We start from the raw sequence: 25,367 nt of genomic DNA on the forward strand, positions 1-25,367 counted from the left end.
TTATCATGATATTTTTGTGGCTTTTCTAAACGTATAAATTTTGCTCATTATCTTAACACTGATAAGGTTAAGTGCAATTTATATTGTCATCGGTTGAAAAGCGAACTCTACCTGCTTGATTAATAACGACTGCTCGTGAATACGGGCTTGTGGCTGATGAGGGACAATATTTGAGTGTTCCATTTGTACCAGATGCCAGCCCGTCAGGCTGAAACCGGATTGCCGTACGATTGTATTTAACTGTGTCTTTTGAATCAAAAGCATTTATCTTATAGAGTATTTTATCGCTGTCATCTAGTTGGTTATTACTGTTAGTGTCAATGAATACTGTTAGTCCAACTTGCCAATTTTGTACGCATTTTTCATCGATAACAGCACATGCTGTCACTGTTCTGTTAAGGGTAATTGCTTGGTTGCGTGCAAATTGCAGCGTTTGTTGGATGATGCGTATGCTGCTATCAGCTCTATATTGAGTATAAAAATCAGTTAAGGATGGTATTCCGCCTGTAAGTAAGATCGTTAAGATGGAAAGTGAAGTCATAAGTTCTATTAGGCTAAAGCCTTTTCGATGGAAGTTCATAACAGATCCTTGTTATTTTACGCTTGCATCCCGCGAGCGAGTTAGTGCTGGCTAGAATGTAAGTATAAAATCTGAGGCAATATTCATAGTACTTTTTTTAGACTTTTATGTGCTAAAAGCGATTTTATAGAAACTGTGTTTTATGAGTAAAGCACTACATTCACTTCAATATTAACGTAACCCCGTGTAAGCTAGTGTTATTCTGTTTGTTTATGTTATTGCAAGGGATGAGGAATTTTTAATGAAAAAAGTTGAAGCCATTATTAAGCCATTTAAGTTAGATGATGTGCGCGAATCACTTGCAGAAATTGGTATAACTGGGATGACGGTACTGGAGGTTAAGGGTTTTGGTCGTCAGAAAGGGCATACAGAGCTGTATCGTGGTGCAGAGTATATGGTGGATTTTCTGCCAAAAGTAAAAATAGAGTTAGTGATCCAAGACGATCTGCTCGACCAAGCAATTGATGTCATTGTTGAAACGGCCCGTACTGGCAAAATTGGTGATGGCAAAATTTTTGTCACAGATGTTGAACGTGTTATCCGTATTCGAACGGGTGAAGAAAACGAAGAAGCGGTATAAACTGCTTACGAACGATTCTAAAGGGCCTAGTGGCCCTTTTTTGTTGCCTAAGCATATGGAAAAACTAAATAGTACTGCTGGGTTTCTGAAATATCTTTAATGGAAAATCGCCTGTTTTACTCAACTAATGTAGTTATCTCTTATCTGTAACATGGTATAACTTAGCCTCGCAAATGAGTTTTATGAGGTTGTCATTTTGGCTACAAAAAGAATAGTGATCGTGGGTGGTGGTGCTGCTGGTTTAGCGCTTGCATCGAAGTTGGGCCGTAAATGGGGCGGTAGTGATGTCGTCGATGTGTGCTTAATTGATAAAAGTCCTATTCATATATGGAAGCCTAAATTACACGAAGTCGCTGTTGGTGTGATAGATCAATCTATTGAAGGTTTGCTCTATCGCGATCATGGACTTAAAAACGGTTATCGCTATATTCGTGGTGAGATAGAGCAGTGTGAGCCGGATGCTAAATCGATTCAGTTAGCCGCAGTCTATAATGATGAAGGTGAGTTGCTCCTAGAGCAGCGACAAATCAATTACGATTTTTTAGTGCTTGCATTGGGTGGAGTTTCTAATAGCTTCAATACATTAGGTGCAGATGAGCATTGTATTTTCTTAGACAGCCTTGAAAATGCCAATTTATTTCATCATAAATTACTCGACGCTTTACTCCAATTAAATGAAACGCAAGAAAGAGTCAGCATTGGTATTGTCGGTGCGGGTGCGACAGGGGTTGAATTGGCAGCAGAGCTTCATCATGTCATAGAGTCTGTTAAAGAGTACGGCTATCTGAATATCGCTAAGCATCATCTTGATGTGCATTTGATTGAAGCGTCACCCAAAATTCTTCCACAATTACCAGAGCGTGTAAGCGCTAGGGCTCAAGCTGTTCTTGATCAGATTGGTATACGTTTACATATCGGTGTTCAAGTTAAAGAAGTGACTCGTGATGGTTTCATTACCCAAGATGGCGATGTGATTAAAGCAGGCTTAAAAGTATGGGCTGCCGGTGTAAAAGGGCCAAAAGCATTTCAGCATTTTGCAAAACTGCCCATTACTCCGCGAAATCAGGTAGAAGTTGATGATTGTATGCGAGTTAAAGGTCATCAGGATATCTACGCCCTTGGCGATTGTGCTCTATTGATCCAAAGTTCTGGCCAGCCTGTTCCACCAAGGGCGCAAGCAGCAGCTCAGATGGCTGATACCTTGTTTGATAATATCGTTAATCGATTACAAGGTAAGCCTGAAAAGGCATTTATTTATAAAGATTACGGCTCATTAGTGTCTTTAAGCCGCTTCTCTGCGGTAGGCAATTTAATGGGGAACCTACGTTCTGGCACTTTCTTTGTTGAAGGCCATATAGCAAGATTGATGTATATCTCTTTGTATCAGAGGCATTTAGCCAGCCTTTATGGTTGGTTTTCGGCAATTGTGTATCGAGTGGCACAAAAGTTATTGAAGTGGCAGCGTCCGAAGCTCAAATTACATTGATTTCTATGTGATTTAGGAGATAGAAAGAGAGCATATATGCTCTCTTTTTTTATTGTTTAGGAATTGCCGACGAGTCACGAATGATAGGTTCAGGAGTAAAGGTTCTAGAATATATGGCATCTTGCTCGCGACGTTTTGCTATTAATAATTCAGTAGCAACCTGAGCTATTTCTGCGTTTGGCTGATGTACTGTGGTAAGTTTAGGCCAGGTTTGACGTGAGAATGGGCTATCTTCGAAACCGACAATTGATAAATCAACGGGTATGTCTAAACCCGCTAAACGAGCCGCAAAAAGTGCACCAGCGGCAATTTCATCGTTACAAGCAACAATCGCCGTCGGGCGATTTTTTAGTTTGATGAGCTTGTTAGCACCATCAACACCGGACTCAAATGAGTACTTCCCTTCAATTATGTAGTTTTCATTCAGCTTTAGGTTATTTATTGTTAATGCCTGTTTAAAACCAAGTAATCGCTCTTTGGTGGATTCATGGTGTAAATCTCCGCTTAAAAAAGCGATATGCTTGTGGCCTAAATCAATTAGATGCTGGGTGATTTGAACTGCACCGAATTTATCGTTGACTAAAATAGTCAACCCATTCTGATCGTTGTCCTTTTCTCCCGCAATAATGCGCACATAGTTAGCATCAATTTCAGTGAGTGCTTTGAGTACTTTAGGATCTTCTGACAAGGGAGGTGTTAGTACTAATCCTGCGAGCCTAGAATATTTGACTAGTGCTGTAAGCTCATCACATATGGTCTCTGATTTGGCATTGCAAGGGTGGATGACAAGTTCATAGCCCTTGTCTTTACAGGCTGACAAGATCCCATTTTGCATATCAATAATATAGTAAGCGTTTGGATTATCGTAAATAAAACCAATAGCATAGGATTTAGTTCCTGCTAGATTTCTTGCTGCTAAATTAGGTTGGTAGTTAAGTGCTTTTATCGCCTCGTTCACTTTGTCAACGGTGGCCTGCTTCACTGAAGGTTCGTTATTGGTTACACGGGATACTGTCTTGATAGACACTCCAGCATATTTAGCTACGTCGTTGATAGTGACTTTCATTGATGTAAAAACTCTTTGTCTAAGGTCGCGAGGGGTTAACTGTTCTATGAACGTAAATTCTTTACCTGCAATTTACAGGCTTACATTTTTTATCAGTTTTTTCTGACTTATACATCTTATAGTGCGAGCTTTTGATGTGCTTAGCAATCCTGAATTGTTACAAATTGGCGTTAATTTATCATTGTTACAATTATGCTGGGAGTTGTAAATTTACGTCATAATATTAAAGCTCATGTTTTATAATGGTTTTTAATAAAACTACTGATTCAAAATTCTGCTTTATGACATTTTTTTGCTTCCATCGTTATTTTGTTGTGGCAAGGCTGTTAATTATTGTGTAATGTTTGCAATAGACATGACAGCGTTGTCATTCTGCGGGGAATGGTTATGAATACTAAAACGATAATAAAGTTATGGAAGGGAAACGAGATGCGACCATCAACCTTTAAGAAAACTGTACTAGCAACAAATATTGCTATCCTACTTGGCAGTGCTGTATCCATCAGCGCTGTTGCTGCAACCACCGCAGCACCTGAAAATATTGAAAAAATTGAAGTTCGCGGTATTCGCGCTTCAAATAAAGCCAATATCAATGAAAAACGATTTTCTAACGCAGTAGTGGATGCTGTTACTGCGGAAGATATTGGTAAATTTCCTGATTCTGATGTCGGCCAAGCTCTCGGTCGTGTCCCAGGCGTAACTGTGGGTCGTACATTTGGGCAAGGTAGTTCAGTTTCTATCCGTGGTACAGATCCTTTAATGACTCTGACCACCTTAAATGGCCAGAACGTAGCGTCTACTGGTTGGTACGATCAAATGAACGTCGACCGTTCATTTAACTATTCTATGCTGCCTTCTGAGCTAATTGGTGGTATGGAGGTGTATAAGTCGACTCAAGCCAACCTTGTAGAAGGTGGTATTGGTGGTACAGTTATCGTTAAAACCCGTAAGCCTCTTGATATGGATGCTAATTCTGTATTTGTTTCTGCAAAGGGTGAATATGGAACTGTAAATGAAGATATAGCACCTGAATTATCTGGTTTGTATAGCTGGAAAAATGATGATGAGACATTTGGTGTTTTAGTTGCGGGTTCATATATTGACCGTGAGTATTTACGGACTGGTACTGAAGCGGATTTAGATTGGGGTGGACGTTCTTCTGTTCAGCCATCTAGTTTCTTGCAGCAGCAAGAGCGCACTGCGCTAGATGCAACATTACAATTCCGACCAACGGATAATTTAGAATTAGGTGCGCACATACTATCACTGAAACTCGGTGCAGATAGTATTGGCGCTAACATGTATATTGAAACCGATACAAACTGGGCTGGCGCACCTAAAGATGGCACCGCTGGACCTGGTAATACAACTAATCCATCGGCATGTAAACAATTTAATGCTGCGGGTGTTTGTACGTTAAGTGTCACTCCTGAAAATGCGCCATCAGATGTGTTTTTCCAGAATTGGGCACGTAAAGGTGAAATGACATCTGATACTTTTGAGTTGAACGCTGACTATAAAGGTGATGGTTTCGCAATTTCAGGTGTTGCAGGAAGGACAAAAGCTGAAGGTGGTACTCAAATGAGTGCTAACTTTGGTTATGGTTGGTGGGGTGATAAGTTTGGCCAAGTTAAGTGGGCGGGTACTGTTGATGCTACAGGCAAACAGGTCGATATCAATGGTCGTGATATGGGCTTTACCCAAGACCAATTAGATACAACTGTGAGTACATCAACTTGGACGGGGATTAAAGGACCTAACTCTGACGAAGAAACTTATTTTCAGTTAGATGTTGACTTTGACCTTGACCTAGGTGTTATCAATAAGTTCGAAACAGGTGTTCGTTACACACAACATGAGTTTGAGAAAAGCGAATACCGCGCCATCTATGATCCAACCAAAACAAATGAATTTAAAACTTCAGACCTTTACAGTGGCACAATGAAGTTAGGTTATGACGGTTGGACGATTCCTAAAGCTGATCTAGACGCTATGATTAATGCCACAGAGTCTCTGGTTGATCAATTTGCCTACAGCCGCTCAGCCTATGGTTTAATCGAAGAAGATAACCTATCTATGTATGGTATGTTCTCGTTTGATGGTGAAGGTTTCCGAGGTAACTTTGGTTTACGTTATATCCAAACTGATGTCACTTCGAGCGGCCATGTTATTGATAACTCACCAGCGGATATTTTAGCTGTTAACCAAGGTTGGAGTGAAGAGCTTCATAGCGTTAAAGACAGCTATAGTGATGTCTTACCGAGCTTTAACATTTCATTCGATTTAGCGCAGGATTTGATCTTACGTATGTCCGCAGGACAAGCGATCACTCGTCCTAACTACGATAATTTATTCCTAGCAACTTTAACTGGATTCCCTGATGATCGTAAAGGGAATGAAGCCTTAACGAAAGGAACTCCAGGCCTAAAACCGATGAAGTCCTCACAGGCTGATTTGAGTCTTGAATATTACTATGGTGATGGCAATCTTGTTTCTGCTACATACTTTATAAAAGACATAAGTAATTTTATTGTCGCTTCGTCAGAGTTTAATCAATCAATTGGTATCATAAATAAAGATTTAGAGGTGCCAGCTGATAGTTGGACCGTTAATACATATGAAAATGCTGGTGGTGGTGAGATCGATGGTATTGAACTGCAGCTAAACCATGCATTTGATAACGGTTTCGGTGTTAATGCGAACTATACATATGCTGATGGTAGTGCACCTTCAGAAGTTTATACTGACAACATAGGTATGTTTACTGAGTCATCAAAGCATAGTGCTAACTTAGTCGGCTACTGGGAGAATGATGATTTCTCAGCACGTGCCGCTTATAACTGGCGTTCTGAATACATGGTTCGTGAATATGGTAAGTATTACGGCAACCGTATGCATGATGCCTTTGGTACACTCGATGTGACTTTAGGATGGAATGTAACAGAAGCTATTGCATTACGTCTTGAAATTGTTAATTTAACAGCTGAAGATGACGTTCAATATGGTGCTGCTGGCGTAGGTACTGAAGTTAAGCCTGCGCTTCAAGATGATTTCCCTGCTTGGTCATTTAAAGGCGAAACTACATATAAACTAGGTGCTAGCTTTGTTTTCTAACACTTTGTTTTAACTCAAAAGCCCAGTCTTGACTGGGCTTTTTTATAGGTTAATAAACACTATGAAAATCAAACGCATTGCAGTTATAGGGGGCGGAACAGCTGGATGGTTAGCTGCAAATCACCTTGGGGCAGAGTTGTGCCATGATCCTGAAATAGAGATTACTTTGATTGAGTCGTTAGATGTGCCAACAATCGGTGTAGGTGAAGGAAGTGTTCCATATCTAGCGAAGGGATTGAAGCGGTTTGGCATTTCCGAAGCAGAGCTATTGCTGACTTGCGATGCGACTTTTAAGCAAGGGATCAAGTTTGTTAATTGGCTCGATAAAAACGAGCATGGAGACAACCATTACTATCATGCTTTCGATGCCCCTTACCCTGCAGGTATTGATGTCTCAAGTTACTGGGTTTCTCACGCGAGTCAACGTCCATTTGATGATGTTGGCATTCAGGCAAGGATTTGTGACTTAGGTTTATCCCCTAAGCGTAAAGGCTCGGGAGACTATGATGGGGCCTTATCTTACGCCTATCATTTTAATGCATTAAAGTTTGCTGGGTTATTGGCAAAGAACGCACAAAAAAAGTTTAATGTTAAGCATCAATTTGCCACCATTGTAGGAGTTGAACAGGATCAAGCTGGACTGATTTCACATTTAATCACTGCTGATAATTCATCGTTAGCTTTTGATTTTTATGTGGATTGTAGTGGTTTTTCTTCAATCCTAATTGATAAAGCACTGAAAGTTCCTTTTGAAAGTAAATCAAGCGAGTTACTGACGGATACTGTTTTGGTGCAGCAAGTGCCTCTGAATGATAAAGAAAATATCAATCCCTATACAACTGCAACTGCCCATAAGGCTGGTTGGATATGGGATATTCCACTCACTACGCGTCGCGGAACTGGCTTTGTTTACTCAAGTCGGCACATGAGTGATGAGGAGGCTTTAACGTTATATGCCGATTACTTACAAGTCGATAAAGCTCAATTCAAGCCGCGGAAAATTCCGATGGAGATTGGTTATAGGAAGGAGTTCTGGCATAAAAACTGTGTTGCTTTAGGACTGGCCCAAGGCTTTCTTGAGCCTCTTGAGGCGACATCTATATTAGTTTCCGATTTTTCTGCTGAACTGTTAGCTCGTCATTTTCCTCGAACTATAGAAGATATTAGCGTCTCGACTTCATATTATAATAGTGTTATTACGTATGTTTGGGAGCGTGTTGTTGACTTCATTAAGTTGCACTATTGTATTTCTGACCGGAAAGATTCATCATTTTGGTTAGAGAATCAAAAAGAGGATACTATTTCATTTGAGTTAAAACAGCGCTTAGCTAGATTCAAATTACGTCCTCCGCATCAGTCTGACTTTTTTAGTCGTTTTGATTTATTTGATAATAAGAATTTTTTGTATGTTCTATATGGAATGAAATTTAAAACGAATCATTCAGTTTTATCTCAGCAAGAAATCCAACATTGTGAGACACTTTTCTCTGATAATGACCTCTTAGTAGGGCGAGCTGGAACGTTACTCTTAAATCATAGAGAATGGTTGGAAGGATTAATGCGCGCTGTTGAAAGTAAGACGCTTAAGTAGTAAGTCGATAGTAATGAGGATGTTAAATGTTAGTTCCTGTATTTGAACAAGCTATTTGTGTGTTTGATTTCGATGAATATGATAGTTTTGATGGTAAAAGCGAAACATACAATACACTTGAATTTCTGTTTTCACTTCTTGATGTGATCAATGAAGGGAACGTTCCTGATGCGAAAGGAGGACGGGCATTATCAACTGCACATCTTTATAAAACCCATCCAATTCCACAATTATTAAACTTCAAAACTAACCCTTTAGGGGATTGGATTCTGAGACGTATATTTGAATCCGCTATTTTATTGGGGCTCCATAATACTCGTGATGTAAAGAAGCTTAAGTATCACCGAACTTGGGCGAATAGGATGGAGTATAATTGTGATGCAATTGCCCATAGACATGCTAATAATGACTGGACGATTCCTCATCTAGTCGCAATATATTATACAGATGTGCCAGATGAAAGTGCCGATTTGGTTTTTATTAATGATAGAGATAACAACATTATGCGAGGGAATCATTGTTATGAATATCCTGCTGAGAAACAATATCTTGTCAAATCAAAAACAGGACGACTTGTGTGCCATGACGCAAGATTTTTACATGGAACAACGGTACACAAGAGTCACTTACCACGTACATGCTTAGTTATTGAAGTTGGCTTTCCACCATTAAATAAATAGCAACTTAATCAAGATTTATTCTAGTGTATTATTTGAGTGAGTAGTATTTAAACTAATAATTAAATACTATTTTCTGGGTTGGTTTTTTTATTATTTATATTGTTTGTTTTAACTTTTTGTGTTTATAACTTTCAGTAAGAAATATGTTATAGCATAACAACTCCCGTCAAAATGATCCAAATGGAGAAAAAGAGTTTTAATACTTTTACTGGGAGAAAGAGCGCTAATTTACGAGCGAGTAATCCTCCGATAATGGCGCCAGGACCTGCGAATAACACTAGCTCAAAGAGGGCATGGCTATTTGTTGAAAAAATATGGATAGGGCTTGCCGACCAGACTGTAATCGCAGAAACAACAACGCCAGTGGCGACCGCCATTTTGGCGCATAGTCCCCTTATCATGAGATAAATGACGACTAATTCACCGACGCCTACCGATAACCAAGCTGTGATAATACCTCCGAAATAGCCAATGAGAGCGAGCCAAAGAAAATCGACCGGCATTATAGAGCGAGTGATTTGTGTGCTACTTTTGCTACTGATAATGATGGCGATACCAAGCACTATCGAGAAAATGCTAAAGCTGGTGTGTAGCGAAGAGGGCGAATTGAGTTGTAGTAATTGGCTACTCCAGAAACCTAAGACAGAAAAGAAGGCGGTAAGTAATGATGCTTTTACAAAACCAGACCATGCATCATCTTCTCGGTGGTGCTTTTTATAATGCAGTGACCATGAAATCGCGCCTGCTGTCATGCCAAAGCATTGGATCATAAATGAAGTCGAGACACTTTGAGACTCACTAAAGTTGAGGCTCGAAAATACCGGAATAAAGATGACTCCACCGCCAGCTCCCGTCGAGTTTGCAAATATCGCTCCTGTGATTCCTAGAAAAACGAAGCGTCCATATTCTTGGATAAGATCAAATAGCGAATGAAAATGGTTAGCCCAAAATAACCAAGCTCCACAGAGTAGTAATACCAAACTGAGGTTTAGGTAATACCGATTTAAGCGCGGAGCAGGCTGGGTATTATTGGGCACAAGTGTGTTAATGGGATTCATCAATAGCTACCGTGATCTTTGTCATGTTATCGCTATGTTATCAATGAAAGACAGCGTTGTCACATAAGCTTGAATAAATAAAATAAACATTTTAAGTATTTGAATAATTTGCATTAATTATGTCTATTCATAAAAAATAACAATAATTGTCAAAAAAATGTAGAAATCCTGTTCTTTCTTGTGTACTTTAATAATGACAACGCTGTCATCTGCTTGTGTGACGCGTTGTTTGTAAGGTCTGCATGAGAGGATGAGGTCTCCTTATCATGTGTTTGGCAGGAGTATTGCTGTCGGGCGGCGATACGTTTGTCTTTGATATTTTGATAGTCTCTCCCCAGAAACTAGCGTGGGCTGGGTACTGTAAGCAGTGCCCAGCCATTTTTTTAGGATGTTTTTACGGTATTACTCAACTGCCTACCTCAGCACTTGAACGTTAGCGGCATAGATAAATAAAACTCACTGGTATAAACCAGATAATAAAAGAGGCTGCAATTTATGGCGATTCATTTAACGGCTGCGATGCGTGTCATTGCAATTGGCATGTCGAGTGTCATTGGCCATGTCGCACTCATCATGACAAGAAGAACGGTTTGCATCCCCCTGTTTATAATAGCATTAGCGTTTTTTTCGGCATTTTCCTCTTTTGCTGTATTTGCTGCCGACACAGCCACAAATAATTTAGCTTCAAATTCTGATGTGTCTAAATCGTCTGCACAGGTTTCAAAAACAATCACCACCGCGATACAGCAGGAATGGTTGCTAAAGTTACTTGATGAAGCACTGCGGCGCTCGGATTCGGGTTATCAAGCGCAAGAAATGTCGACTCAAATGAATCAAAAGCGCAAGGTTGAAGAAGCACTCGCTGGGACTGTCGACGTGTTTTGGAGCATGACCTCAAAAGAATTGGAAGAAACAGTGCTTCCCGTGCGCATTCCATTGTTTAAAGGGTTACTCGGTAATCGGCTGCTGATTATCCGTAAATCGGATGAGGCACGATTTGCTAATGTGAAAACCATGGCGGATTTTAGGCAGTTAAAGGCGGGGCAAAATCGTTATTGGCCCGATGCCACGATTTTAGAAGCCAATGGATTACCCGTCGTCACTAGCTATCAGTACACCAATTTATACCCCATGTTAGAAGGCGGGCGTTTCGATTATCTTGCCCTCGGCGCCCAGGAAATTGGCGAAGAACTCGCAAATCACCCCGATCCCGCACTTAAGGTCGATAGCCATATCCTGCTGCAATATCGCTCGCCAGCTTATTTCTTTGTTTCCCCTAAGCGCCCCGAACTTGCTGCGGCCATTTTAGCCGGGCTTGAAAGTATGGTAAGCGACGGCTCTTTTGATGAGATGTTTAATCGCGAGCTTAAAATTGAGCAGCTGTACCGTGAGGCTAAGTTTGAACAAAGGGTGATTATCCGTCTTGATACACCTGATTTAAGTCCATTAACACCAATAGAACGCACAGAATTATGGTTAGATCTTTTTAGTATGCAAGGTGCAAAATAATGAAAACATTAGCCTTAAAAGTACAGATTGGATTAGCGGCAGCGATTTTTATGATTGTTAGCGTTCTGTTCGGTGCATCTTACTGGTTGGCGAGCGATAAATTGGCCGCCAGTGAAACTGAGTTCGAAGAAAATACCGTCGCCAATTTGCAAGTCACTATGGCGCAGCCCATCTTCACCTACGACTATGAGCAGATCCGTGCAGTGCTATCTGTGATGCTTAAATCTGCGCAAATTTATCATATTGTCGTGAGTGACCATCGCGGTAAAGTGTTAGCCGAGAGTCAACAGGCTCAAACAGTGGCCGATGAGTATCTAGTGAAACGTGAAATTCAATTTGCTGATCAAGGTAACCCAACGGGCCAATTGGCTATTCAGTTTTCTATGTTGCCTATTCGCGCTCAGTTGTCAGATTTACTCTTAGGTTATTTCTTGCAGGCGTTGTTAATTCTCGGTGGCAGTTTATTTGTTATCTTCATTATTCTTAAACGTTTAGTGATTAATCCACTTGGGAATGTGGTCCGTGCTATGGAAGAAATTGCCAGCGGTGACGGCGATTTATGCCACAGATTACCCGTTGAGAGTCAGGATGAGATTGGTCAGCTTGCCAAGGCATTTAATGGTTTTGTTGAGCAAATTCACGGCACGATTTCCAGAGTGCACGAAACCTCAGGGCAATTACTGGGTGATGCCAAAGCGCTGGGGTCACTGTCGCAAACCAATAATGATCGCGTGCAAACCCAATTAAAAGAAACCGAGGCGGCAGTGACGGCTGTAGCTCAGCTGAGCGCCAGTGCCAATGAAGTCGCCATTAATGCGAAACGCACCGCGGACGCGGCGAGTCAGGCCGATAAAGCGGTCGATGACAGTCAGCGTCAGTTCGATTCGGGATTAGACATTACTCGTAAACTGGCATCTGAATTAGCTCGCTCGGCATTGTTCGTTTCACAGTTACAGCAAGAAACGCAAAAGATTGATGAAGTCGTTGTAGTCATCAACAGTATTGCTGAACAGACCAACTTACTGGCGCTTAATGCTGCGATTGAAGCGGCGAGGGCGGGTGAACAAGGGCGCGGTTTTGCTGTGGTTGCCGACGAAGTGCGTACGCTGGCGAGCCGAACTCAACAAGCCACTGGTGAGATCCAGAAGATGATCCAGCAGGTCCAGAGCCGAGTGGCCGAAACGGTCACTGTGATGAAAGCGAGCCAAGCCCTCTCAACTCAGGGCGTTAACCGCTCAGAAGAAATTAAGTTAGTGCTTACTAAAGTGACTGATTTAGTCTCAAATATCAGTAATATGAACATCGAAGTTTCCCATGCGGCACAGGAGCAAACCTGCGTCACCGAAGCGATTTCTCGTACGTTAAATGATCTTGCCAATGTCTCAGGTTCAGCCTCACTCGATAGCGAGCACTTAGCGCACTCGAGCGAGCGACTGTTTCACCAAGGGGAAAGACTGCGGACGTTAGTAACTTCCTTCAGATTGTAGCCATTTCTGGAGCTAGATAAGGATAATCATGAAAAAAACACTTTCAGCAAGCGCCATTTTACTGGCTTTAGGATTAGCGGCCTGTTCCGAGGCGCCTGTGACGCCTTCCGCGGCGTCAGCCGATAAGGCTGTGGCTCAAACACAGCAAGCTCAGGACGCATTAACTCAAGCGCAGTTACAACAACTCGGGGATTCGTTAGTCGTAACTTACCGTGTTGTGACCAATGTGCCAGACGATAAGTGCCTAAAAGATAAAGCCGATGGTCGCTGTTTTGTCGCTCAAATTGATTTCGTGTCCGGTATGGATTTAGCCAGCCAAGATTGGGAAATCTATTTAAGCCAAATGCGCCCAGTGCAATCGGTTGAAAGCGGTGAGTTGACGATAACGCACGTTAAAGGCGATTTGCATCGTATTACGCCAACGGCTGCTTTTAAGGGATTTGTTAAGGGCGAGAAAAAGCAATTGACGTTCCGTGGTGAGCCGTGGCAATTGGCTGAAACCGACGCTATGCCAAACTATTACCTCGCAGCAAAAGGATTAGAACCCGTCATTATCGCCAGCACTCAAGTGGGTAAAGATGCCGAAACGGGTTTAGAGACGCGTCCGTATGTTGAAGGGTTTACGAATTTTAAAACCCAATATCAACGCACTGAAACGGATAAACTCGCGCCAGCCGATGCCGCGCAATTATTTAAAGACAATCAAAGCGTGAGTGAAGATGCCGCCTTGGCTGTGGATACCATTATCCCAACGCCACAAAAGGTGAAGATCCATTCAACCGATACACCAGTATCCCTTGCTGGTGGTATTAAGCTAGAATATCAGCAAGATAACCCAGAGCAAAAGAGTCAAGTTGCGGCAGCGGTGGCACGTTTAGCTCGCCTGGGTGTGGCTGAATCTGCGAGTGGCATTATCGTGAAATTTGCCAGCCAAAAAGGGGATGAGGGCAGTTATCGCTTAGATATTCAGCCAACTGAAATTGTGATCGCTGCCAATGATGCGACGGGCTTCTCTTACGGTTTGTCATCATTAGCAAGCCTTGTGGATGTGAATTCGCTGAAAGTGAATGCCATGACCATTGAAGACAGCCCACGTTATCCGTTTCGTGGTATGCACATTGATGTGGCACGTAATTTCCACAGCAAACAATTGTTGCTGGATTTGCTCGACCAAATGGCGGCTTATAAGCTCAATAAACTGCATTTACACATGGCTGACGATGAAGGTTGGCGACTCGAAATCGACGGGCTACCTGAGCTGACCGACATCGGTAGTAAACGTTGTCATGATCTTGCTGAAAATACCTGTCTGTTACCGCAACTGGGCAGTGGTCCTTTTGCGGAGTCGAGCGTTAATGGTTTCTATACTAAACAAGACTATATCGACATAGTGAAATATGCCGAGGCGCGTCAAATTCAAGTGATCCCATCAATGGATATGCCGGGTCATAGCCGCGCCGCGATTAAAGCGATGGATGCGCGTTTTCGTCGATTACAGGCTGAAGACGTAGAGCTTCAAAACACGGGCAAAGTGCAGGTTGTCCCTGTGCAGGAAACGGCAAATCAAGCTAACACAGCGGTAAAAGCGTTAGATGCGGGCGCTCGTCAATTGCAAGCTGAAGGGAAAACCACTGCAGCTGAGCAATATTTGTTATCCGATGAAAACGACAAAACGGTTTATTCTTCAGTGCAATATTACGACGACAACACGCTTAACGTCTGCATGGAATCGACTTATCACTTTGTCGATAAAGTGATTGATGAAATTGCCAAGTTACACCAAGCCGCGGGTCAACCATTGACGCGTTACCACATTGGTGCCGATGAAACGGCGGGAGCTTGGAAACAATCTCCGCAGTGTTTAGCATTTGTCGCCAATAACGATAAAGGCGTTAAGTCGATAGATGACTTAGGCGCTTATTTTATTGAACGAATTTCGACTATGTTAGCGGCAAAAGGCATTGAAGCAGCAGGATGGAGCGATGGTATGAGCCATGTTCGCCCTGAGAATATGCCCGCTAAGGTGCAGTCTAATATTTGGGATGTGATTGCCCACAAAGGTCATTCGCGCGCCAATCAGCAGGCGAATCTCGGCTGGGAAACCATACTTTCTAATCCTGAGGTATTGTACTTTGACTTCCCCTATGAGGCCGATCCTAAAGAGCATGGTTATTACTGGGCGAGCCGCGCGACCAATAGCCATAAAGTCTTTAGCTTTATGCCTGATAATTTAGCCGCTAACGCCGAGCAATGGACCGATATTGAAAATCAGCCATTCGAAGCGGATGACAGAATAAAATTTGATGAGGCGGGTAACAAAGTCTCGGGTCCAAGGGAGAAAGGCAAACCCTTTACTGGCTTGCAAGGGCAGGTTTGGAGTGAGTCGATTCGCAGTGACGATACGATTGAATACATGGTGTTTCCGCGTTTGTTGATGCTGGCTGAGCGTGCTTGGCATCAAGCTGCGTGGGAAGTGCCTTATCAGTATCAAGGCGCTGTGTATAACCAAAGCTCTGGGGCTTTTACCTTAGCCATGCGTGATGCACAGGCAAAGGAGTGGCAACAACTTGCGAATACCTTGGGCCACAAAGAGTTTATCAAGCTAGATAAAGCGGGGATTGATTATCGCGTACCGACGGTCGGCGCCGAGATCCGTGACGGTAAACTGTTTGCCAATATTGCCTATCCCGGCCTTAAACTCGAATACCGTAGCCTCAATGGCCAATGGCAAGCTTATCAAGCGGGATTGTCGGTCACTGCACCAATTGAGATCCGAGCCATTGCGGCCGATGGTATTCGTAAAGGCCGAAGTTTAATCGTTAACTAAATCGTTTTTATATCTGGCTGTATTTTAAAGATAAAATACAGCCTTTTTGTTTTTCTGTGTCAGTGATTGCCTAAATTTGATTTTAGATCATAAATCACTTAAAAAACTAAATGACAACGCTGTCATTTTTGCTGTAACATTGAGTTAACTAAAGTTGAGCGCTGTATTAACGGCAAATAATAAGCAACGGTAGCGCTGCATTGATAGGTGAAGAGGGGTGTCATGGGGTTAGTCCAGACAAAAGATCAACCACTGTTTATAGGTGTAGATGGCGGCGGCAGTAAATGTCGAGCCACCATTTACTGCGCAGACGGTACCGTTTTAGGGACAGGTGTTGCTGGACGCGCAAATCCACTGCATGGTCTCACACAAACATTTGAATCCATTGAAGCATCGACTCGCCTGGCGTTGCTGGATGCGGGCATGAACGAGAGCGATAGTCACTTGCTGGTGGCGGGTCTTGGTCTTGCTGGCGTAAATGTCCCTCGGTTATATCAAGACGTGATCAACTGGCAGCATCCTTTTGCAGCCATGTATGTCACTACCGATTTGCATACGGCTTGTATTGGTGCCCACCGTGGTGCCGATGGCGCGGTGATCATCACGGGTACAGGCTCTTGCGGTTATGCCCATGTTGGTGATACCAGTTTGAGTATTGGCGGTTATGGTTTTGCATTAGGTGATAAGGGCAGCGGTGCTTGGCTTGGATTAAAAGCTGCGGAACACGTGCTGTTAGCACTCGATGGCTTTGCCGTACCAACCCGATTAACCGATATGCTGCTGAGCTACTTTAACGTCACCGATGCGCTCGGCATTGTCGAAAATCTAGCCGGTAAATCATCAAGTTGCTATGCCGCATTAGCCAGAAGTGTGCTCGATTGCGCCAGTGAAGGTGACGCGGTCGCGACGGCGATAGTACAAGAGGGCGCAGATTATATTAGCGACATGGCGCGTAAGCTATTTAGCCTAAATCCGGTGCGTTTTTCGATGATCGGTGGCCTTGCAGAGCCTTTACAAGCCTGGCTCGGTGCCGATGTGGTCGCCAAAATTTCAGAAACCTTAGCACCACCCGAACTCGGTGCTATGTATTTTGCTCAGCAAGAATTTAATAAGTCGTTGTCAGTGCAAATAGGCACTGAAGCCAAATCCTGTATTTGAACGTGAAGGTAAAAGACATGACAAACACTATTATGGAACAAGAAGCACGCACTGCACCGCAAAAAATTGCGGGTCAATTAGAAGCTAACGCTGACATCATGCAGCAGTTAGGTGAGAAACTGCGCGCCTTCGCCCCTCGTTTTGTGATGATAGTAGGTCGCGGCTCATCGGATCATGCGGGAGTGTTCGCTAAATATTTATTTGAAATTGAAGCGGGTGTACCGACCTTCGCCGCCGCACCTTCAGTGGCGAGTGTGTATGGTAAAACCTTGAAACTCGAAGGCGCGTTAGTCATTGTGATTTCACAATCTGGCCGTAGCCCTGACATTTTGGCGCAGGCGCGTATGGCAAAAAATGCCGGTGCTTTCTGTGTTGCCTTAGTGAATGATGAAAGTGCACCGATTAAAGATATCGCCGATGTCGTTGTGCCTTTACGTGCAGGTGAAGAAAAAGCCGTTGCTGCGACTAAGAGTTACCTCGCAACGTTGTCGGCGATTTTACAACTCGCCGCCGCCTGGACTCAAAGCGAATCACTCGCTAGCGCCGTAGCGTCTTTACCCCAAGCGCTGCAAACGGCGGTGGACGCTGAGCCGCAGCTCACGCCAGAATCCGTTGCCGACGTGAAAAACTTAGTCGTACTCGGCCGTGGTTTAGGTTATGCAGTATCCAAGGAAATTGCGCTTAAGTTAAAAGAAGTGTGTTCAATCCATGCCGAAGCGTTCAGTAGCGCCGAGTTCCTCCACGGTCCTGTGACCTTAGTCGAGAAAAAACTCACTATCGTCGATGTGTGTATTGGCGATGAATCTTACGCTAGCCATATCGAACAGATTGAAAATGTGAGCCAACGCGGCGCCGATTTAGTGCATCTGAATCAAACCTCTACTGACATTCACCCACGTGTGGCGCCGTTAGCCTTGTTACAGCGTTTTTATATTGATGTGGCTGCGGTTGCGATTGCCCGCGGTATCGATCCCGATCAACCGGCAGGCCTTAAAAAAGTGACCCAAACGCTCTAAGCCGCCGAGCTTTAAGTGGCCAAAGTTTAAGAGGTTTAGGTGCTGCGGATTAGATTTAGCGGACTTTTAGCTGCACGATTAAGCAGCTCACGATTAAACCTGTTCAGCTTAGCTCGTGCAGCTTAGCCCTCGCAGTGAACTTAATTTAAGACTTAAGTCACTCGTGTTATTTATTGAAAGAGGTTTGCGATGAAAATCACCTTGATCGCCGAGCGTATTTTCGATGGTGAGTATTTCCATCAAGATGTGCCAGTTACTGTTGAAGACGGGCACATTCTGGCGTTTGATACGGTTGTTGGCGCGAAGGAAATCCGCCAAGCCGGAACGCTGGTGCCAGGTTTTATCGATGTACAAGTGAACGGTGGCGGCGGGGCGTTATTCAATGCCGATCCGAGTGTTAATTGCATTGAAACTATCGGCCGTGCCCATGCGCGTTTTGGCACGACCGGATTTTTACCTACGCTTATCACCGATAATGTCAGCGTGATGGCCAATGCGGCCGATGCAGTGGCCGAGGCTTTAGTCAAAGGTAGCGCTGGCGTTTTAGGGGTGCATTTTGAAGGGCCACATTTATCTGTGCCTAAAAAAGGCGTGCATCCGCAGGGTTTTATTCGCGAAATAACCGATGCTGAACTCGCGGTATTTTGTCGTCAAGATCTGGGGATTAAAGTCGTCACGCTTGCGCCTGAGAATGTGTCGTCAGAGGTGATCCGCACGCTCGTTGCTTCGGGCGTGAAGGTGTGTTTAGGCCATTCTAATGCCGATTACGATACTGTGATTGCAGCATTAGCGGCAGGCGCGACGGGCTTTACCCATCTTTATAATGCGATGTCACCACTGGGTTCCCGTGAGCCGGGCATGGTTGGCGCGGCGATAGAGAGTGAAACCGCTTGGTGTGGGTTGATTGTCGATGGTCACCATGTGCATCCCGCGGCGGCAAAGGTCGCACTACGGGCAAAACCGAGGGGCAAAATGATGTTAGTCACCGATGCTATGCCGCCTGTGGGTATGGACGGTGAGACTAGCTTCGAGCTCTTCGGTACGCAAGTGCTGAGAGTCGGCGACAGATTAAATGCCGTGACTGGTGAGCTGGCGGGTTGTGTGCTCGATATGGCGACTGCTGTCAATAATACGGTGAACTTGTTAGGTTTACCTTTGGCGGAAGCCTTGAGAATGGCGGCGTTATATCCCGCACAGTTCCTCGGGATTGAGCATAAAGCTGGCCGTTTAGCACTGGGACATAGGGCTGATTTTGTTTTGCTCGATGCGCAGAATAAAGTGCAGGCAAACTACATTGCGGGACGGGCAGTCTATTCAGGACAGACAATAGGGGGACACCCTTAAATTGCTTTCGTAGTTGAGGTGATGTGTAACAATTGGCCCTTGTCGTATTTTGATGACAGGGGCTAAGTTTTTTTATTGTACAGCACTAATTTTATTCAGTATTAGTTTTGTACCGTATTAGTTTTGCTCAACTTTTATAAAAACTTTTAATAACAATAATAAAGGATGATGGCATGGGGACGACACAGACAAACGCAATTGCGCCAGTAAAGGTGAATAAACCTAGGTTGATGTCGCTGGATGCACTGCGCGGCTTCGATATGTTTTGGATTTTGGGCGGTGAGGCTCTGTTTGGTGGCTTGCTTATTTTAACGGGCTGGGCAGGTTGGCAATGGGGCGATGAACAAATGCACCATAGCCAATGGCATGGTTTTCACTTCTACGATTTGATTTTTCCGCTGTTTATTTTCCTCTCTGGTGTGGCCTTAGGTTTATCTCCCAAACGTTTAGATAAATTACTGATGAAGGATCGATTACCTGTGTATCGGCATGGGATTAAACGACTCTTTTTATTGCTGCTACTGGGCATTTTATACAATCACGGTTGGGGTACGGGCGCGCCTGCCGATCCTGAAAAAATTCGCTATGCCAGTGTGTTAGGCCGAATCGCCTTTGCATGGTTCTTTGCCGCATTACTGGTGTGGCATACGAGTCTACGAACGCAAGTTATTGTCGCCTTGGGCATTTTACTCGGTTATGGCGCAATGCAACTTTGGTTGCCTTTCTCAGGTGGACAGGCGGGCGTGCTCTCGCCAACGGAATCCATCAATGCCTATGTCGATTCAATTTTACTACCCGGCATAAGCTATCAGGGGCGCACGCCCGATCCTGAAGGTTTACTGTCAACCATCCCCGCCATAGTCAATGCGTTAGCGGGTGTGTTTGTCGGCCACTTTATTGTTAAATCCCATCCTAAAGGTGAGTGGGTCAAAGTGGGATTACTCGCCGTAGCAGGTGGTGCTTGCTTAGCCTTAGGTTGGCTGTTGGATCTTATTATTCCGGTCAATAAAGATCTGTGGACCAGTTCATTTGTGCTGGTGACGTCGGGCTGGAGCATGATTCTGCTGGCAGTGTTCTATGCCTTAGTCGATGTGCTTAAGTGGCAAAAAGCCGCATTTTTCTTTGTGGTGATAGGCACGAACGCCATCATTATTTACTTAGCGTCGAGCTTAGTGGATTGGAAATATATCGCCCAAAGCGTATTTGGCGGCTTAGTGATGGCCTTGCCTGAAAGCGCTCAAGCGTTAGCTAGGGTTATCAGCTTACTTGCGGTGCAGTGGCTGGTGTTATATTGGATGTATCGCCGCAATATTTTTGTCAGAATTTAGTCTGTTTGCTTAATAGCTTGAGCCACACGCACTCAGTGTCTGCGGCTTTTTTTTACATTATTTTCTGGATGTGAGTCATTACTTACTTATAACTTATCAGTTGGCCAATCGATGATTACGAGGGAATATTCGCGAGAATTTATTAAATGACAGCGTTGTCTTTTTGTGTTATTTGTTTTAACATCACTGAAACAATGGTGCGTTTGGATGATAACATTAACCATTGCGGACGAGTCGCGATACGGATATTCGGGAACTTAGGCATTAATTTAAACCCCGTTATCACCTAAATAATTAATTACTATAAGAAGCAGGTTTATGGAAATGACACTCGATAAAAGCCAGCAGAAAAGCAGCTTTCTCCCCATGGCCATAGTGGCCGCTCTCTTTTTCATCCTCGGATTCGCCACTTGGTTGAATGGTTCTTTGATGCCTTATTTGAAACAAATATTGCAACTCAATCCCTTTCAAGCGTCGTTGATCCTGTTTTCTTTTTACATTGCAGTGACCTTTACTGCCTTGCCATCCGCTTGGCTTATTCGCAAAGTCGGCTATAAGAATGGTATGGCGATAGGCATGGGCGTGATGATGTTGGCGGGCTTACTGTTTATCCCTGCTGCGGAAACACAAATATTTGCCCTATTCCTTTTCGCCCAATTAGTGATGGGCGCAGGCCAAACCCTATTACAAACTGCGGTTAACCCTTATGTGGTGCGTTTGGGGCCTGAAGAATCTGCGGCCGCCCGTGTCAGTGTGATGGGTATTTTGAATAAAGGTGCGGGTGTGATTGCGCCTTTGGTGTTTTCGGCGTTGATTTTAGACAGCTTTAAAGACCGTATTGGTACTGAGCTAACTCAAGTACAAATTGAAGAAATGGCTGACGGTTTAGTATTCCCCTATTTAGGCATGGCCATTTTTATCGGTATCTTAGCGCTCGCGGTAAAAAAATCACCTTTGCCAGAGTTGTTGAATGAAGATGAAGCTGCTGAAAATACTGATAAAGGGCAACTTAAAGCGGCATTATCTCACCCTAACTTAGCCTTTGGCGTGTTAGCGCTGTTTGTTTATGTTGCTGTAGAGGTTATTGCTGGCGATACCATTGGTACATTTGCTTTGTCTTTAGGCATAGAGTCATACGGTGTTATGACTTCCTATACTATGGTGTGTATGGTGCTGGGTTATTCTTTAGGTATCCTGTTAATTCCTCGTTTTATTTCACAACCTAAGGCTTTGATGGTGTCAGCTATTCTGGGTTTGTTACTGACATGCGGTATTTTGTTTGGCGACAATAATTCCTACGCTATTGCTAATGTTTTGTTAGTGCCTTTTGGCGGTGTGGCGCTGCCCGATACTTTGTTGATGATTGCTTTTCTTGGTTTAGCTAATGCGATTGTTTGGCCTGCGGTGTGGCCGCTAGCTTTGTCTGGTATGGGGAAATTGACCAGTACAGGTTCTGCGCTTCTCATCATGGGGATTGCAGGTGGCGCCTTTGGTCCAGTGTCTTGGGGCTTAATGAGTTCGGCGACAGATATGGGCATGCAGGGTGGTTATATTGTGATGTTGCCATGCTACTTGTTCATCCTTTTCTACGCGGTGAAAGGCCATAAAATGCGTAGTTGGTAGTCAAGTCTGTTTGAACAGCTAAAAAGAAGCCCTCGATGATGAGGGCTTTTTTGTGTTTTAGTTGGACCAAGCTAAGGCGAAATTAGAACGCGTAACTTACGCTCGCAAGCACGGTATCTGAGTTTTTGAATGCGCCATCAGAGACCTTTTGGTCACCGCTGAGATCTGTTCCTAACCAAGCTAATGAAAGCCCAAAGCCTGCCAATTCGGTCGATACGCCAACAGAGTAATCAGAGTAGCTATCAAAACCTTCACCATCATCTAAGGCATCACCCACATTGTAACCATAGTGCAAATCTAGGCTCCAATTCTCGACAAATTCGTAGGAGTAGTTTAGTTCTCCATAGTGATAATCTAAGTCAGTACCACCGTAATCATTGGTAAACCAATAGGCTAGGCGAAAGCCCTTAAATTCCATACCCGTAATCACTTCGAAATAACCTATATCACTCTCGCCTGAGTAGTTATAACGGTTAAGGGTGATGTCGTAGGTCAGATCTTCGTTGATCTCACCACCATAGGCGACATAGAAATCGTATTCGATCGCTGGGCCGTTATAACCTGGCTCATCAAAGTCCACGTTACTTGCCCAAGCCCCAACAGAGAAACCCGAATCGAAGCTCCAATCGATACCACCTTGCAGGGCAGGATCGCCAGCGGTTTGTGATACGCCGCGAAAACGATAGTCGTTAGTAAGACTAATTTCCCCAGTCACTTCGGCGGCGGCAATGCCGGAGAATAGGGTCGTGGTTAGCGCGAGTCCGACAAGCTGTACCAGCCGTTTTTTTTTCAGATTGTTATGCACGGTATTTCTCCCATTTTCTTTGTTGACTCGGACGTGTTACTGGCGACCATGGTTATTCAATCGCGCCAGTGCATCCGTTGGTTTGCCAAACAACAGCCTAGGAAAACCCGTTGCTGTGACCTCATGGCGAGTTATTGCTAAGATAACTTAGCTTTTTTGAGGCTAACATCAGCCTCGTCGATCTCACTTTTGTTCGAAAATGACGTAAACCTTGCGGCAGGGCTCCACGACTTCCCAAGTGCCTTGAAAACCCGCGGGTATGATAAACCTGTCACCCACAGTGAACGTCTGCGATTGACCTTGAAGATCTGTGATAACACTCATCCCTTCGAGGATTTCGCAGTACTCGTATTCAGTGTAGTTTATTTTCCAAGCGCCTGATTCACTTTGCCAAATTCCACTGTGAAATTGATCACAAGGGCTAGAATAATGATTCTCTAGCCCTTGAGTTGGATTGCCAGTTAACAACTTTTCCGCCGGTAACTGGTAGGTTTCGACGGGTGTTTGCACCGTAGCAAAGCGAATAATGGCGTTGATACTTACAGTCATTTGCGATTTCCTTGTTGAGCTGACATTCGGCTATTTCATCGTAGGCATCACAAACTCGGCTTGAGTCTGTTTACCCACGGGCCAGCGGGCAGTAATAGCCTTACGCTTGGTATAAAAACGCACGCCATCGGGACCATGCATATGCAGCGGCCCAAAGAGTGAGCGCTTCCAACCGCCAAAACTGTGGAACGCCATTGGTACTGGGATCGGCACGTTCACTCCAACCATACCGACTTGTACGTGGTGACAGAAATGTCGCGCCGCTTCACCACTTTGGGTGAAAATCGCCGTGCCATTGCCAAATTCGTGTCGGTTAATCAGCTCAAGCGCCGTTGGGTAATCTTTCACGCGCACAATCGCCAGCACTGGGCCAAAGATTTCTTCGCGGTAGATGCTCATTTCAGGCGTGACATGGTCGAATAGACAGGCGCCGAGGAAATAACCCTGTAGATTTTCTTCAACACTCAGTTTACGGCCATCGACCAGCAGCGCTGCACCTTCTTGCACACCGGCTTCAACATATTGGGTGACCTTGGCAAGGTGCTGTTTGGAGATCAGTGGCCCCATTTCCATCTCTGGCGTCAGGCCGTTGCCGACTTTTAAGGTTTGAATTTGCGGTAGCAGTTTTTCCACTAATGCGTCGCCCACATCGCCTACCGCGAGTACGACTGAAATTGCCATACAACGCTCACCAGCACTGCCGTAAGCGGCACCCATTAAGGCGCTAACGGCTTGATCTAAATCTGCATCTGGCATGAGTAACATATGGTTTTTCGCGCCGCCTAAGGCTTGCACGCGTTTGCCATGTTTAGAGGCTGTGCTGTAGATGTATTCGGCAATCGGAGTTGAGCCTACAAAGCTCACTGCTTGCACATCTTTATGGGTGAGTAAGGTATCGACGGCTTCTTTGTCGCCGTTAATCACGTTAAACACGCCATCGGGAAGACCCGCTTCTTTAAGCAGCTCGGCAATCCGCATCACCGAGCTTGGGTCTTTTTCTGAAGGTTTCATAATAAAGGTGTTACCGCAGGCAATGGCGATTGGGAACATCCACATGGGAACCATCACGGGGAAGTTAAAGGGCGCTATGCCTGCTACAACACCTAAAGCTTGATTAACTGACCAAGAATCGACGCCGCCACCCACTTGCTGGGTGTGTTCACCTTTAAGCAAGTGCGGAATACCACAGGCAAATTCGACCACTTCGAGACCACGGATCAACTCGCCCTTAGCATCGTCGATCACTTTGCCGTGCTCACGGGTGATAAGCTGAGCCATTTCATCTAGGTGCTGCTCGACTAAGGCTTTGAATTTAAACAGCACTCGAGCACGGTTGAGCGGCGTGACTTGCGACCAGGTTTCAAAGGCGGTTTTAGCGATCGCGATGGCTTCACCCACTTCGGTTCCGCTTGCTAGTGAGACTTGGCCACGTAGCTCACCCGTGGCAGGTTCAAAAATATCTTGGGTTCTGGTACTGGCAGGGGTGTGCTGACCATTAACAAAGTGAGTGATCTTGAGCATAGTTAACCTTTGAAGTTCCCCGCCGCAGCGGGGTGTTAAATGTGA

19 protein-coding genes are annotated in these 25,367 nt (G+C 44.4%); 13 read left to right on the forward strand and 6 right to left on the reverse strand.

What is annotated here, in order from left to right; all coding sequences use genetic code 11:
• Positions 1 to 67 precede the first annotated feature (67 nt).
• A complete protein-coding gene (locus tag L5L98_RS18305; protein ID WP_263142744.1) occupies positions 68 to 580 on the reverse strand; it encodes a GspH/FimT family pseudopilin in 513 nt (170 codons plus the stop codon).
• A gap of 241 nt (positions 581 to 821) precedes the next feature.
• Between L5L98_RS18305 and glnB the strand changes: the two genes are divergently transcribed.
• Both glnB and L5L98_RS18315 read left to right on the forward strand, forming a co-directional pair.
• Positions 822 to 1,160 (forward strand): nitrogen regulatory protein P-II, encoded by a 339-nt coding sequence (gene glnB, locus L5L98_RS18310; RefSeq protein WP_028760911.1) that lies wholly within the window; start codon positions 822 to 824, stop codon positions 1,158 to 1,160.
• A gap of 196 nt (positions 1,161 to 1,356) precedes the next feature.
• Positions 1,357 to 2,646, forward strand: coding sequence for an NAD(P)/FAD-dependent oxidoreductase (locus L5L98_RS18315; protein WP_105249931.1), 1,290 nt, complete (start codon positions 1,357 to 1,359; stop codon positions 2,644 to 2,646).
• 49 nt (positions 2,647 to 2,695) lie between these two features.
• Here L5L98_RS18315 and L5L98_RS18320 read toward each other — a convergent pair whose 3' ends face one another.
• Positions 2,696 to 3,712 carry a LacI family DNA-binding transcriptional regulator gene (locus L5L98_RS18320; RefSeq protein ID WP_131525952.1) on the reverse strand — a complete coding sequence of 339 codons (1,017 nt, stop codon included), beginning with the start codon at positions 3,710 to 3,712 and terminating at the stop codon, positions 2,696 to 2,698.
• Positions 3,713 to 4,141: 429 nt separating this feature from the next.
• Between L5L98_RS18320 and L5L98_RS18325 the strand changes: the two genes are divergently transcribed.
• The 3 genes from L5L98_RS18325 to L5L98_RS18335 all read left to right on the forward strand — a co-directional run bounded on the left by L5L98_RS18325 (position 4,142) and on the right by L5L98_RS18335 (position 9,097).
• The gene (locus tag L5L98_RS18325) at positions 4,142 to 6,826 is read left to right on the forward strand and encodes a TonB-dependent receptor (protein WP_263142784.1); all 2,685 of its coding nucleotides are present in this window, start codon (positions 4,142 to 4,144) and stop codon (positions 6,824 to 6,826) included.
• A gap of 61 nt (positions 6,827 to 6,887) precedes the next feature.
• On the forward strand, positions 6,888 to 8,417 hold the full coding sequence (locus L5L98_RS18330; RefSeq protein ID WP_263142748.1) for a tryptophan halogenase family protein: 1,530 nt from the start codon (positions 6,888 to 6,890) through the stop codon (positions 8,415 to 8,417).
• Between the two features lie 26 nt (positions 8,418 to 8,443).
• On the forward strand, positions 8,444 to 9,097 hold the full coding sequence (locus L5L98_RS18335; protein ID WP_263142750.1) for a putative 2OG-Fe(II) oxygenase: 654 nt from the start codon (positions 8,444 to 8,446) through the stop codon (positions 9,095 to 9,097).
• Positions 9,098 to 9,243: 146 nt separating this feature from the next.
• Here L5L98_RS18335 and L5L98_RS18340 read toward each other — a convergent pair whose 3' ends face one another.
• Entirely contained in the window at positions 9,244 to 10,155 is a 912-nt protein-coding gene (locus tag L5L98_RS18340) for a sulfite exporter TauE/SafE family protein (protein ID WP_263142751.1), read from the reverse strand.
• Positions 10,156 to 10,650: 495 nt separating this feature from the next.
• Here L5L98_RS18340 and L5L98_RS18345 point away from each other — a divergent pair, with 495 nt between their 5' ends.
• From L5L98_RS18345 to nagP, 8 genes are all read left to right on the forward strand, one after another.
• Positions 10,651 to 11,664, forward strand: a complete 1,014-nt coding sequence (locus tag L5L98_RS18345) for a substrate-binding periplasmic protein (protein ID WP_131525463.1) — start codon at positions 10,651 to 10,653, stop codon at positions 11,662 to 11,664.
• Positions 11,664 to 13,151, forward strand: a complete 1,488-nt coding sequence (locus L5L98_RS18350) for a methyl-accepting chemotaxis protein (protein ID WP_263142753.1) — start codon at positions 11,664 to 11,666, stop codon at positions 13,149 to 13,151. Before L5L98_RS18345 ends, L5L98_RS18350 begins: the two co-directional genes overlap by 1 nt.
• 28 nt (positions 13,152 to 13,179) lie before the next feature.
• Positions 13,180 to 15,978 (forward strand): family 20 glycosylhydrolase, encoded by a 2,799-nt coding sequence (locus L5L98_RS18355; protein ID WP_219252031.1) that lies wholly within the window; start codon positions 13,180 to 13,182, stop codon positions 15,976 to 15,978.
• A gap of 222 nt (positions 15,979 to 16,200) precedes the next feature.
• Positions 16,201 to 17,136 (forward strand): N-acetylglucosamine kinase, encoded by a 936-nt coding sequence (gene nagK / locus L5L98_RS18360; RefSeq protein ID WP_263142755.1) that lies wholly within the window; start codon positions 16,201 to 16,203, stop codon positions 17,134 to 17,136.
• A gap of 17 nt (positions 17,137 to 17,153) precedes the next feature.
• Entirely contained in the window at positions 17,154 to 18,152 is a 999-nt protein-coding gene (nagB-II, locus tag L5L98_RS18365; RefSeq protein WP_219252032.1) for a glucosamine-6-phosphate deaminase NagB-II, read from the forward strand.
• Between the two features lie 189 nt (positions 18,153 to 18,341).
• Positions 18,342 to 19,496 carry an N-acetylglucosamine-6-phosphate deacetylase gene (nagA, locus tag L5L98_RS18370; RefSeq protein WP_263142756.1) on the forward strand — a complete coding sequence of 385 codons (1,155 nt, stop codon included), beginning with the start codon at positions 18,342 to 18,344 and terminating at the stop codon, positions 19,494 to 19,496.
• Between the two features lie 173 nt (positions 19,497 to 19,669).
• Positions 19,670 to 20,824 (forward strand): transmembrane glucosamine N-acetyltransferase NagX, encoded by a 1,155-nt coding sequence (nagX, locus tag L5L98_RS18375; RefSeq protein ID WP_263142757.1) that lies wholly within the window; start codon positions 19,670 to 19,672, stop codon positions 20,822 to 20,824.
• A 324-nt stretch (positions 20,825 to 21,148) separates the two neighbouring features.
• Entirely contained in the window at positions 21,149 to 22,447 is a 1,299-nt protein-coding gene (gene nagP / locus L5L98_RS18380) for an N-acetylglucosamine MFS transporter NagP (RefSeq protein ID WP_105252977.1), read from the forward strand.
• 82 nt (positions 22,448 to 22,529) lie between these two features.
• On the opposite strand, the gene L5L98_RS18385 is transcribed toward nagP, so the two are convergent.
• The 3 genes from L5L98_RS18385 to L5L98_RS18395 form a co-directional block, all read right to left on the reverse strand.
• A complete protein-coding gene (locus tag L5L98_RS18385; RefSeq protein ID WP_113941294.1) occupies positions 22,530 to 23,252 on the reverse strand; it encodes a TorF family putative porin in 723 nt (240 codons plus the stop codon).
• Positions 23,253 to 23,435: 183 nt separating this feature from the next.
• On the reverse strand, positions 23,436 to 23,801 hold the full coding sequence (locus tag L5L98_RS18390; RefSeq protein ID WP_173246221.1) for a cupin domain-containing protein: 366 nt from the start codon (positions 23,799 to 23,801) through the stop codon (positions 23,436 to 23,438).
• Positions 23,802 to 23,831: 30 nt separating this feature from the next.
• Entirely contained in the window at positions 23,832 to 25,322 is a 1,491-nt protein-coding gene (locus tag L5L98_RS18395) for a CoA-acylating methylmalonate-semialdehyde dehydrogenase (RefSeq protein ID WP_263142759.1), read from the reverse strand.
• Positions 25,323 to 25,367: the final 45 nt, after the last annotated feature.

Origin of the sequence: Shewanella sp. SM23 (genome assembly GCF_025654295.1) — a bacterium.
Taxonomy (GTDB): Bacteria; Pseudomonadota; Gammaproteobacteria; order Enterobacterales; family Shewanellaceae; genus Shewanella; species Shewanella oncorhynchi.